Below are 12,255 nucleotides of genomic sequence, written 5' to 3'. Positions count from 1 at the left end.
ACAGCGAAGTTTACGCTATCTCGAGGACTTCCTCCGCCTTGGCACGGGCGCGATAGGCGTGCAGCAACGGCTCGGTATAGCCATTGGGCTGCTCGACACCCTCGAACACCAGGGCGCGCGCCGTCTGGAAGGCCAGGCTCTCGCCCTCGCGCCCGCTCATCGGCTGATAGAGCGGATCGGCTTCATTCTGCGCATCGACCTTGGCCGCCATGCGGGTCAGCGCAGCATCAACCTGTTCCGCAGTGCAGACGCCGTGCAGCAGCCAGTTGGCCATATGCTGCGAAGAAATGCGCAAGGTCGCACGATCCTCCATCAGGCCGACATCATGGATATCGGGAACCTTGGAACAGCCGACGCCCTGGTCGATCCAGCGGACGACATAGCCCAATATGCCCTGCGCATTATTGTCCAGTTCCTGCGCAATCTCTTCTTCGGAGAAATTGCGGCCGACCGCGACGGGCATGGTCAGCAGCCGGTCGAGCGACGCGATGCCCTCGGCCTTGCGTTCTTCCTGACGGGCGAAGACGTCGATGCGATGATAATGGGTCGCGTGCAGCGTCGCCGCCGTCGGGGACGGAACCCAGGCGGTGTTGGCGCCGCTCCGGGGATGGCCGATCTTCTGCTCCAGCATGTCGGCCATGCGGTCGGGCGCCGCCCACATGCCCTTGCCGATCTGCGCCCGGCCCGACAGGCCGCAGGCCAGGCCGATCTGGACGTTGCGATCCTCATAGGCCGTGATCCAGTCGCTCGCCTTCATCTCGCCCTTGCGGATCATCGGCCCGGCCTGCATCGACGTGTGCATCTCGTCCCCGGTGCGGTCGAGGAAGCCGGTATTGATGAAGACGATCCGGTCGCGGACGGCATGGATGCAGGCTGCCAGATTGGCCGATGTGCGCCGCTCTTCATCCATCACCCCGACCTTGATCGTGTGGCGCGCCATGCCCAGCATATCCTCGATCGCATCGAACAGGCGGTTGGTGAAGGCCGCTTCCTGCGGCCCGTGCATCTTGGGCTTGACGATATAGACGCTGCCCGCCCGGCTGTTGCCATCCGCCTTGGCCAGATCATGCAGCGCGATCAGGCTGGTGACGATGCCGTCGATGATCCCCTCGGGCGCGTCCTGCCCATCGGGCAGCGCGATCGCCGACGTGGTCATCAGATGACCGACATTGCGGACGAACAACAGGCTGCGGCCCGGCAGCGTGAAGGCGCTGCCATCGGGCGCAACATAAGCGCGATCGGGATTAAGCGCGCGGGTCATCGACTTCCCGCCCTTCTCGAACGTCTCGGTCAGGTCGCCCTGCATCAGCCCCAGCCAGTTGGCATAGGCGGTAACCTTGTCCGCAGCATCGACCGCCGCGACCGAATCCTCCAGGTCGCAGATGGTGGTCAGCGCGGATTCCAGGATAACGTCGGATATGCCGGCGGGATCGGTCGCGCCGATCGGGTGGGCCGGGTCGAAGACGACCTCGATATGCAGGCCATTATGGCGGAACAGCTTGCCCTTCGCACTCGTGCCGACGAACTGCGCCGGATCGGCCAGGACGATTTCTCCGCCCGCCAGATCGGCCCAGCGTCCCGTCGCCAGCGGAAGGGCATCGTCCAGAAATGCCTTGGCCCAGGCGATGACCTGCGCCCCGCGCGCCGCATCATAGCCCTTGCCCGAAGCCGCGCCCGCTATGGCGTCCGTGCCATAGAGCGCGTCATACAGGCTGCCCCAGCGCGCATTGGCGGCGTTGAGCAGGAAACGGGCGTTGAGGATCGGGACGACCAGCTGCGGCCCGGCCATGCGGGCGACTTCGGCATCGACATTCTCGCTGCCGATCCCGAACGGCGCCGGTTCCTCGACCAGATAGCCGATCTCGCGCAGGAAGGCCTGATAGGCAGCGGCGTTGTGCGCCTGTCCCCGGCGCACCTGATGCCAGGCATCGATCTGCGTCTGCAGGTCATCGCGCGTGCGCAGCAGCGCCGCATTGTCGGGGGTGAAGCGCGCCAATATGTCGGCAGTGCCCGCCCAGAAGGCGTCGGCATCAATGCCCGTGCCCGGCAGCGCGCGCTGCTCGATGAAGTCGGCCAGCGTTGCGGCGACCTTCAGGCCGGCGCGGTCGATCATGCGGTCGGTCATGCAATCCACTCCTTGCTATGCCGTCCTTTTACGCCTTTCCAATTATGCCGTGTATACGCTATTATTCGAATAGAGACTTTCCCGTGGTGAACGAATATGATGGACCCGGACCATGAATTGTTCGTGAGCATCGTCGATGAAGGCGGGCTGGCCGCCGCCGGACGGCGGCTCCACATATCGCCAGCGATGATGTCCAAGCGGCTGGCCCGGCTGGAGGACAGGCTGGGCGCCCGGCTGATCCACCGCACCACCCGCCGGCTCGCGCTGACCCCGGCGGGCGAGCGGCTCCATGGCGACCTGCGCGCGATCCTCGCCTCCCTCGACGAAGCCGAACGTCGCGTGTCGGGCGTGTCGGCGATTGCGTCCGGGCCGCTGCGAATCACCGCCCCGACCTCCTTTGGCCGCATGCATCTCGCGCCCTATCTCCGGCCTTTCCTGGACGCCCATCCCCGCGTCGACCTGCGGCTCGACCTGTCGGACGACTATGTCGACCTGATCGAAAGCCGGGCGGACCTGGCCATCCGTATCGCCGCCGATCCGGGTGCCGGCCTCACCGCCCGGCGGCTGGCGCCCAATCGCCGCATCCTGTGCGCCGCGCCCGCCTATCTTGAGCGCTTCGGCACGCCGCGGCGCATCGCCGACCTCAAGCAGCACCGCCTGCTCGCCGCCGATGGCCAGCTACCCTGGCGGCTGATCGGTCCCAAGGGGCCGGTCGCGATCGATGGCCACAGCCATATCCGCACCAACAGCAGCGAAGTCGTGCGCGAACTGGCGTTGTCGGGCAGCGGCATCGCGCTGCGTTCGCTGTGGGACATCAGCGACGCGCTGGCGCAGGGCGACGTGCGCCAGATCCTGCCCGATCATGAAGGGTCGAGCGACGTCGCCCTCTATGCCGTGCAACTGCCACAGGCCAATCCGCCGCTGGCCATAACCGCCTTCGTCGACTTTCTTGCTGCGCAATATGCCCTTGCGCCGCCGTGGGAGTCGCGGACGGACCGCACTGGCTTGCCCTAGCGGAACACAGTCTCTAAGGCGCATCGCATGGACGATAACACCCGCCGCGCCGCCCTAGACTATCACCGCCTTCCCCAGCCCGGTAAGCTCGCGATCGAGCCGACCAAGCGCATGGTGAACCAGCGCGATCTGGCGCTGGCCTATTCGCCGGGGGTGGCCGCCCCTTGCGAGGAGATCGCTGCCGATCCCGCCAAGGCGCTGGACTATACCGCGCGCGGCAATCTGGTCGCGGTCATCTCCAACGGCACCGCCGTCCTCGGCCTCGGCGCGATCGGCGCGCTGGCGTCGAAGCCGGTGATGGAAGGCAAGGCCGTCCTCTTCAAGAAATTCGCCGACATCGACGTGTTCGACATCGAAGTCGACACCACCGACACGGACAAGTTCGTCGAAGCCGTCGCCCTGCTGGAGCCGACCTTTGGCGGCATCAATCTGGAAGACATCAAGGCGCCCGAATGTTTCGAGATCGAACGGCGCCTGAAGGAACGGATGAACATTCCGGTCTTCCATGACGACCAGCATGGCACCGCCATCGTCGTCGCCGCCGCCGTGCGCAACGCGCTGGTGCTGCAGGGCAAGACCCTGGCCGATGCAAAGCTCGTCACCTCGGGCGCCGGTGCCGCCGCGCTCGCCTGCGTCGACCTGCTCGTCTCGATGGGCCTGCCGATCGACAATGTGACGATGACCGACAAGGACGGCGTCATCCATTCGGGCCGCGAAGGCATGCTGCCCAACATGGCGCGCTATGCCCGCGACACCAACGCGCGCACCCTGCCCGACGTGCTGCCAGGCGCCAACCTGTTCTTAGGGTTGTCGGCGCCGGGCGTGCTGAAGCCGGAATGGCTGCCGCTGATGGCGCCCAATCCGCTGATCTTCGCGCTCGCCAATCCGGAGCCGGAAATCCGCCCGGAAGCCGCGCGCGAAGTGCGCCCGGACGCGATCATCGCCACCGGCCGTTCGGACTATCCGAACCAGGTCAACAACGTCCTGTGCTTCCCCTATATCTTCCGCGGCGCGCTGGATTGCGGCGCGACCCAGATCAACGAGGCCATGAAGGTCGCCGCCGCCGACGCGATCGCCGCCCTCGCCCGCATGCCCGCACATGACAGCGTGGCGCAGGCCTATGGCGGTCGCAAGCTGGTGTTCGGCGCCGATTACATCATCCCGACCCCGTTCGATCCGCGCCTGATCGGCGAGATTGCCGGTGCCGTGGCCAAGGCGGCGATGGACAGCGGCGTCGCCACCAAGACGCTGGACCTGGAAGAATATAAGCGCGCCCTATCGCACCAGAACACCCGCTCGGGCCAGCTGATGCTGCCGGTCTTCCACGCCGCGCGCGGCAGCCAGTGCCGCATCGTCTATGGCGAGGGCGAGGATGAGCGCGTGCTGCGTGCGATCCAGGACGGTCTGGACGAAGGCATCGTCAAGCCGACCATCGTCGCACGCCGCCGCCTGCTGGAACAGAAGCTGGCCGACATGGGCCTCAGCTTCCAGCTCGACCGCGATGTCGAGGTGATCGATCCCGAGACGGATCATGACATCATGCGCGAACTGGTCGAGGCCTATCGCGCCATCGCCGCGCGCAAGGGCGTGCCGCCAGACGAAATCCTGCGCCATGTCTATCGCCGCCCGACCGTCACCGCCGCCATGCTGCTGCGTACCGGCCGGGTCGACGCCGCGCTGGTCGGTGGCCGCTCCGAATATTGGGGCCAGGTCGAACATGTGCTGCGCATCATCGATCGCGCGCCCAACCACAGCCGCATCTATGCGCTGTCGGGCCTGATCCTCGACGCCGGCGCGCTGTTCATCACCGACACCCATATGGTGCCGGACCCGACGCCGGACCAGATTGCGGAAATGACACTGCTGGCCTCGACCGAGTTGCAGCATTTCGGCCTGAAGCCGCGCGTGGCGCTGCTGTCGCACTCCAATTTCGGTGCCTCGAACAGCCCCAGCGCCCGCAAGATGCGCGCCGCGCTCGACCTGGTGCGCCAGGCCGCGCCGGAACTGGCGGTCGATGGCGAAATGCACGCCGACGCCGCGCTCAGCCAGGCGCTGCGCGAACGGCTGATCCCCGACTCCCGGTTCGAGGGGCCGGCCAACCTGCTGGTGATGCCGAACCTCGACGCCGCCAATATCACGCTGACGGCGCTCGGCGCCTCGTCCAGCTCGCCCACGGTCGGGCCGATGCTGATCGGCACCGCCCAGCCGATCCATGTGCTGACGCCCGGCGTCACCGCGCGCGGCATCCTCAACCTGACCGCCATCGCCGCCGCCGAAGTGGCGCGCGAAGGCTGACCTTAACCTTTGCCGGTTAGGCTGTTAGCTTGACCGGCAAAGGATGAAGCGAGGAAGATCATGGCAGGCGTCATCGGCACATTGGCTCGCAGCCTTGGCCCGAAACTGCTGATCGGCGCCGTCCTGGGCGGCGGCGCGCTGCTGCTGACCGACAAGATTGATCGCAACGCCGGCAACGCGACCCAGGCCAAACCGGCCGAGGCCGCCGCCGCACCCAAGCCGCTGCCGCTGGTCGAACGGCGCAGCGACCAGGGCATGAAGGTCGATCCCCATGCGCTGGCGGTCAAGCGCGTGCTCAAGATCGAGGGGCCTTTCGAGCATGGCGACTATGCCTGGGACGAGGAAGGCGCACCGGCCAAGGGGCCGGTCATCATCACCGTCGACCTGAAAGCCCAGACCCTTTCCGTCTTCCGCGACGGCTATGAAATCGGCGCCGCCGTCATCCTCTATGGCGCGACCGACAAGCAGAGCCCCTTGGGCGCCTTCCCGATCATGCAGAAGGACGCCGACCATTATTCCAGCACCTACAACAACGCGCCCATGCCCTATATGCAGCGGCTGACCAGCGACGGCGTCGCCATCCACGGCAGCGACGTCAAATGGGGCTATGCCACCCATGGCTGCATCGGCGTGCCCAAGGAATTTGCGCAGAAGCTGTTCGGCGTCACCAAGGTCGGCGACATGGTCATCATCACCAACGGCAAGATGCTGGATACCAGCAAGGCCGTCGTCAGCGGCTGACCGGCCCTATTGCGGCGCATCCTCGATTGCGGGTGCATGACGCACCGTCAGCGCGCTGCCGCCCGATGCCGCGATGATGCAGAATATCGCCACGCCCTGCAGCGCGGTCAGCCGCTCGCCCAGCACGACGAAGCCGGCCAGCGCGCCGATCGCCGGCGCCGCGCTCAGCAACAGGCCGAACACCGGTGCGGGCAGGCGCCGCATCGCCTCCATCTCCAGCGAATAGGGCAAGGCGCTCGACAACAGGGCGATCGCCAGCCCGACCATCAGCACCCAGGGCGAAAAAAGCGACGCGCCGGCATGGGTCAGCCCGACCGGCAGCACCAGGATCGCCGCCGCCAGCATGCCCCAGGCGACCGCATCGCCGCGCAGCGCGCCCGACACCCGCTTGCCGGTCAGGATATAAAGCGCCCAGCAGGCCGCCGCCCCGACAGCGAAGATGACACCCAAAGGATCAAGCACGGCATCGCTGCGCAGCGGCAGGAGCAGCAGCAGGCCGATCACCGCCGCGCCCAGCCACAGGAAATCACGCGGCCGGCGCGACCCGAACAGCACGATCGCCAGCGGCCCCGTCACCTCGATGGCCATGGCGATGCCGAGCGGGATGCGGGCGAACGCCTGATAGATCAGCAGGTTCATCAGCGCGAGGGTCGCGCCATAGATCAGCAGCGGCCAGCGCACATCGGCCGGAATCGGTCGGCGCCATGGCCGCCGGAACAGCATCAGCAGGATCGCCGCCAGGAAGATGCGCAGCGCCGCAATGCCATAGGCACCGACGATCGGGAACAGCGTCTTGGCAAAGGCCGCGCCCATGTTCATCGACAGCAGCGACGCCAGCACGGCGCCAGCCCCCGCCAGCACGGCACCCTGCCCGTTCATCTCAATCCTGCTCATGTTCAATGAATACCATATACGATTAATTGGAAAAGCGTCATTCGATGCCGCGTTGCACCAGATGCGTTGCCAGTTGCAAGAATCTCATACGTATGCAGCCTTGACCATCGCTGTCACTCGGCCCATCTGGCGGACTTCCGTCATTTTGCATTGCAGCATGGAGCTTGTCATGGGCAGCCAGTCCCACAAGGCGCACCCCGCGCTCGTCCTTTTCGCGCTGTCCGTGGGCGCCTTTGCGATCGGCACGACCGAATTCGCCTCCATGAGCCTGCTGCCCTTCTTCGCGCGCGACCTCCACATCGACCTGCCGACCGCCGGCCATGCGATCAGCGCCTATGCGTTGGGCGTGGTGGTCGGCGCGCCGCTGATTGCCGCCTTTGCCGCGCGCCTGCCGCGCCGCACGCTGCTGATCGCGCTGATGGCAATGTTCGCGGTCGGCAACGGCCTGTCGGCGCTGTCGCCCAGCTATCACTGGATGCTGCTGTTCCGCTTCCTTTCGGGCCTGCCCCATGGCGCCTATTTCGGCGTCGCGGCGCTGGTCGCGGCCAGCCTGGTGCCGATCGAGAAGCGCACCCTGGCGATCGCCAAGGTGATGTCGGGCCTCACCATCGCAACGGTGCTGGGCGTGCCCGTCGCCAACTGGATGGGCCAGATACTGGGCTGGCGTTCGGGCTTCTTCGTGGTCTGCGCGCTCGCCGTGCTGACCATGAGCCTGGTCGCGCTCTACGCCCCGCGCGACGCCGGTGACCCGAAGGCCAGCCCGATGCGCGAGTTGAGCGCACTCGGCAAGTCACAGGTCTGGCTGACCCTGCTGACCGGCGCGATCGGCTTTGGCGGCCTGTTCGCGGTCTACACCTATGTCGCCTCGACCATGATCGAGGTGACCCATGTGTCCGAAACCCTGGTGCCGCTGATCCTGATCGTCTTTGGCCTGGGCATGACGGTCGGCAATCTCGCCGTCGCCTGGCTCGCCGACCGCGCGCTCAACCGCACCGTCATCGGCATCCTCGTGTGGAGCGCCGTGGCGCTGGCCCTCTTCCCCTTCATGGCCGGCAATATCTGGAGCCTCAGCCTCATCGTCTTCCTGATCGGCATTGGCGGCGGCATGGGCACGCCGTTGCAGGCGCGACTGATGGATGTTGCGGGCGACGCCCAGACGCTGGCCGCCGCACTGCACCACAGCGCCTTCAACATCGCCAATGCGCTCGGCCCTTGGCTCGGCGGCCTGTCGATCGCGGCGGGCTATGGCCTGGTGTCGACCGGCTGGATCGGCTGCGCCTTGTCGCTGGGCGGCCTGGCCATCTATCTGATCGCCATCGCCACCGCACGGCGCAGCGCCCAGCCCGCGCTGGTGCCCTGCGAATAAGCCGCTTCCTTCCATCCGTTCCGCTGGCTAAGGCGGGCGGATGACGGATCGGGCACGCGAACAAACCTTACAGGACGCGGCAATCGCCGCATTGCGCCGCGGCGACGCGGCAGTGGCGCGCGCCACCCTCTCCGAAATGGCCGATCCGCCGGCCATGCTGCTGGCCCAGGCCTGCAATCGGCTGGGTGATCTGGACGGCGAACAGGCCGCGCTCAACCGCATCCTGCAACAGGACATGCGCAACCTGCCCGCACTACTCGCCATGGGGCAGAATTTCCAGCGGCGCGGCGATCTGCGCGGCGCGACATCCTGGTTCCGCAGCGCCCTGGCACAGGCCGCCGCCCATGGCGCCCCGCCCGCTCTGCAACCGCCGCTGCAACGCGCGCAGGAGGCGATCGCCGGCGCCAGCCGGGATTTCGAGGATCATCTCGACGCGGCGATGGCTGGCCTCCCCACGCTCCCGCGCATTGCCCAAGCGACCGACCTGCTGCTGGGCAAGACGCAGCTTTATCTCCAGCAGCCCAGCATGTTCTATTTTCCTGGCCTGCCGCAGCGCGCCTTTTACGAGCGCGACGAATTTGCCTGGGTACCGGCGGTTGAAGCGGCAACCGACGCCATTATCGCCGAACTGAACGACGTCCGCGCCGGTGCGCCCGATTTCGCGCCCTATGTCCAGACGCCCACCGATCGCCCGGCGCCCAACAACCCGCTGCGCGACGATCCCTCCTGGGGCGCCTATTATTTCTGGCAACAGGGCGAGATCGTGGCGGACCATGCCGCGCGCTGCCCCGCCGTCATGGCCGCGCTCGACCATGCCGATCGCCCGATGATCACCGGCCGTTCGCCCATGGCTCTCTGGTCGCTGCTCAAGCCCGGCACCCATATCCAGCCGCATCATGGCCTGCTCAACACCCGCCTGATCTGTCATCTGCCGCTGATCGTGGCCGACAATTGCGCGCTGCGGGTTGGCGCCGAAACCCGCGCCTGGGCGCCGGGCGAGATGCTGATCTTTGACGACAGCATCGAACATGAGGCCTGGAACCGGGGCAATGACACCCGCGTCGTCCTGCTTTTCGAAGTCTGGCGCCCGGAAATCCACGCGGAGGAACGGATCGCGCTCACACGCCTGTTCGAAGCGATCGACCAGTTCGGCCCGAAACAGGTCGACGCCGGTTAACGCCCCTTTTCAGACTGCCCGTCTGCGATTATGGGCGCGGACAAAGACGACAAGAGAGGATGGCACGGGGCGCTCACGCTTTTCGGACATGCCATGACCTCGATCGACCCGACGCCCCCGGCGCCGTCGCCTGCTCTGCCCGTTCCGCCCGCCCATGTCGCGCGGCCGCATAGTCCTGCCGAGGATTTCTATGCGATCGCCATCGGCTGCGCCTTCATCGCCATGGGGCTGATGCTGCTGAAACAGGCAAAGCTGGTGACCGGCGGCATGGCCGGCATCGCGCTGCTGCTGTCCTATTTGATCCATCTGTCGCCCGCGACTTTGTTCCTGCTGATCAACATCCCCTTCTTCCTGTTCGCCGGGCGGGCGATGGGCATGGCCTTCGGCCTCAAGACCCTGTTCGCCAATATCGCGATCATGGGGGTCGGCCTTGCCATGCCCTATGCGATGGAGATCGCCCGGATCAGCCCCTTCTTCGCCGCGCTGTTCGGCGGCTCGATCATCGGCTTCGGCATCCTCGCCATCGCCCGCCATGGCGCGGGCGTGGGCGGCGTCGGCGTGGTCGCGCTGATCCTGCAGAAATCGCGCGGCTGGAATGCCGGTCGCACCCAGATGGCCTGCGATGTGCTGATCCTGCTCGCCTCGCTGCCGATCCTCAATGCCGAGCGTTTTGGCCTGTCCGTCCTGTCGGCCGCCGCGATCAACGCCGTGCTGTTCGTCAACCACCGCCCTGGCCGCTATATCGGCCATTGATGCGCGCCGGCCTCCCCGGTTAGACGGACCCCGGCGCCCATGCCGGTGCGCCCATCATAAAAGGGGTCCAGAATGAAGCGGTTCGCGCTCTGTATAATATTGGCCAGCACGGCCCTGTCGGTTCCGGTCCGTGCCGCGACGCCCACCAGCGCGACCGCACCGGCCGATGCCCGCGCCATTGCCGCGATCCGCGCGCGCCCGGCGGTCAAGGCCGCCTTCGCCGCGCTGGAGGCCGAACATGACCAGTGGGTCGACAATATCGTGACCCTGACCCAGATTCCGGCGCCCCCCTTCAAGGAAGAGGCGCGGGCCAAGGCCTATGCCGACATGTTCCGCGCCGCCGGCCTTACCGATGTCGAAATTGACGAGGGCGGCAATGTGCTGGGCCTGCGCCGTGGCAGCGGCAAGCCGGGCGGCAAGCTGATCGTCGTGTCCGCCCATCTCGACACCGTCTTTCCCGAAGGCACGCCGGTCACGGTCCGGCGCGAGGGCAACAAGCTCCACGCGCCCGGCGTCGGGGACGATGTCGCCGGCCTCGCCACCCAGTTGAGCCTGATCAAGGCGATCGTCGGCGCCAACATCAGCGCGCCGATGGACATATTGTTCGTCGGCGATGTCGGCGAGGAAGGCCTGGGCGACCTGCGCGGCATGAAGCAGCTGTTCCACAAGGGCAAATACAAGGACCGCATCGCCAGCTTCTTCTCGATCGACGATGGCTCGGTCGATGGCCTGATCAATGGCGGCGTCGGATCAAAGCGCTATCGCCTGACCTTCACCGGCCCCGGCGGCCACAGCTTCGGCGCCTTCGGCCTAGTCAATCCGATGACGGCGATGAGCCAGGCGATCGTCGATCTCTACAAGATTCCGGTGCCCCAGTCGCCCAAGACGACCTACAGCGCCAGCGTCGTGGGCGGCGGCTCCTCGGTCAACGCCATCCCGCAGGAAGTCTGGCTGCAGGTCGACATGCGATCGGAAAGCGCGGCTGAACTGGCCAAGCTGGAACAGGCGTTCCTCGCCACGGTGGACAAGGCCGTTGAGACCGAAAATGGCGCCCGCTCGATCAAGGAAGGTCCGATCCGCGTCGACAAGAAGGTCGTGGGCGATCGTCCGGCCGGCAGCACCACTGCCGATACGGCGCTGGTCCGCCAGACCGCCGCTGCCTATGCTGCCGAAGGCGTCACCGCGCGGATGAGCTTCAGCTCGACCGACGCCAATGTGCCGATGAGCCTGGGCATCCCGGCCATCACCATCCCGCGCGCGGCGACCGGCGGCCGGGGCCATTCGCCCGACGAATGGATCGACGTGTCGGCGCCGGAATCGCTGAAGGTCAAGCGGATGGACCTGGTCGCCCTGCTCGCCGCAGCCGGCTATCGCTGATCAACCTGATGGGGCCGGCCAAAATGCCGGCCCTGTTCAGTCCGTCCCGTTCAGTCCGCCTCGCACAGCGGTTCATCCTCGCGATCGCGCGCACGCAGGGCCGCGCCCGCATCATTGGCGATGCGCGGGAAGGTCACCCCTTCCAGATTGCCGCGCCCGTCGCACAGCCGGTCACAGGCCATGTCGACCACGCCGGGCAGCGCCACCTGGTCGCCATCATATTGGGCGACGATGATGCACTTCCTGCCCCCGGAAAAGCTAAGGATCAGCTTGTCGCCGGCCCGCCGCGCCGTGCCCGCGCCATGGCAGCTCTGTTCGGTGCCGAAGATCGCCTCCAGCCCGAAACGATAGTCGCCCGACTTGGCGGGAAGGACGCAGAGCGAATCCCGCCCCGCTTCATGCCGCCGCTGGAACAGCCCGACCGGCGCGATCCGCGACGCGTCGGCAATGGCGCCGGTCGCGATCGCCGCGCGCTCCAGCCCCGAAGCCGCGGCCCCGCTGCGATCGGGCGCG

At 66.7% G+C, this 12,255-nt stretch carries 10 protein-coding genes; 7 read left to right on the top strand and 3 right to left on the bottom strand.

Annotated elements, in window-relative coordinates; all coding sequences use genetic code 11:
• Positions 1-10: 10 nt before the first annotated feature.
• Entirely contained in the window at positions 11-2,125 is a 2,115-nt protein-coding gene (locus A0U87_RS20425; protein WP_048938422.1) for a malate synthase G, read from the bottom strand.
• Between the two features lie 96 nt (positions 2,126-2,221).
• On the opposite strand from A0U87_RS20425, the gene A0U87_RS20420 reads away from it, so the two are divergent.
• The 3 genes from A0U87_RS20420 to A0U87_RS20410 are packed head-to-tail and all read left to right on the top strand — an operon-like array spanning position 2,222 to position 6,175.
• Positions 2,222-3,139 carry a LysR family transcriptional regulator gene (locus A0U87_RS20420; protein ID WP_048938421.1) on the top strand — a complete coding sequence of 306 codons (918 nt, stop codon included), beginning with the start codon at positions 2,222-2,224 and terminating at the stop codon, positions 3,137-3,139.
• 27 nt (positions 3,140-3,166) lie between these two features.
• The gene (locus tag A0U87_RS20415; protein WP_004207688.1) at positions 3,167-5,434 is read left to right on the top strand and encodes an NADP-dependent malic enzyme; all 2,268 of its coding nucleotides are present in this window, start codon (positions 3,167-3,169) and stop codon (positions 5,432-5,434) included.
• Between the two features lie 60 nt (positions 5,435-5,494).
• Complete coding sequence (locus A0U87_RS20410) at positions 5,495-6,175, top strand: L,D-transpeptidase family protein (RefSeq protein WP_010337124.1); 681 nt, start codon at positions 5,495-5,497, stop codon at positions 6,173-6,175.
• 6 nt (positions 6,176-6,181) lie between these two features.
• Here A0U87_RS20410 and A0U87_RS20405 read toward each other — a convergent pair whose 3' ends face one another.
• Positions 6,182-7,054: an EamA family transporter gene (locus tag A0U87_RS20405; protein WP_037507587.1), complete on the bottom strand. Its 873-nt coding sequence runs from the start codon at positions 7,052-7,054 to the stop codon at positions 6,182-6,184.
• Positions 7,055-7,238: 184 nt separating this feature from the next.
• Between A0U87_RS20405 and A0U87_RS20400 the strand changes: the two genes are divergently transcribed.
• From A0U87_RS20400 to A0U87_RS20385, 4 genes are all read left to right on the top strand, one after another.
• Positions 7,239-8,435, top strand: a complete 1,197-nt coding sequence (locus tag A0U87_RS20400) for an MFS transporter (protein ID WP_048938448.1) — start codon at positions 7,239-7,241, stop codon at positions 8,433-8,435.
• 40 nt (positions 8,436-8,475) lie between these two features.
• Positions 8,476-9,612: an aspartyl/asparaginyl beta-hydroxylase domain-containing protein gene (locus A0U87_RS20395; protein WP_048938420.1), complete on the top strand. Its 1,137-nt coding sequence runs from the start codon at positions 8,476-8,478 to the stop codon at positions 9,610-9,612.
• Between the two features lie 93 nt (positions 9,613-9,705).
• Positions 9,706-10,365 (top strand): YitT family protein, encoded by a 660-nt coding sequence (locus tag A0U87_RS20390; protein ID WP_004207693.1) that lies wholly within the window; start codon positions 9,706-9,708, stop codon positions 10,363-10,365.
• A 72-nt stretch (positions 10,366-10,437) separates the two neighbouring features.
• Positions 10,438-11,742 (top strand): M20/M25/M40 family metallo-hydrolase, encoded by a 1,305-nt coding sequence (locus A0U87_RS20385; RefSeq protein ID WP_048938419.1) that lies wholly within the window; start codon positions 10,438-10,440, stop codon positions 11,740-11,742.
• Between the two features lie 50 nt (positions 11,743-11,792).
• On the opposite strand, the gene A0U87_RS20380 is transcribed toward A0U87_RS20385, so the two are convergent.
• The coding region (locus A0U87_RS20380; protein ID WP_240700603.1) for a hypothetical protein at positions 11,793-12,255 on the bottom strand (463 nt) is incomplete at its 5' end.

Source organism: Sphingobium sp. MP9-4, from assembly GCF_005281675.1.
Classification (GTDB): Bacteria; Pseudomonadota; Alphaproteobacteria; order Sphingomonadales; family Sphingomonadaceae; genus Sphingobium; species Sphingobium yanoikuyae.
Note: the sequence above shows the minus strand (reverse complement) of the source record. Positions and strands in the feature narration are given on the sequence as shown.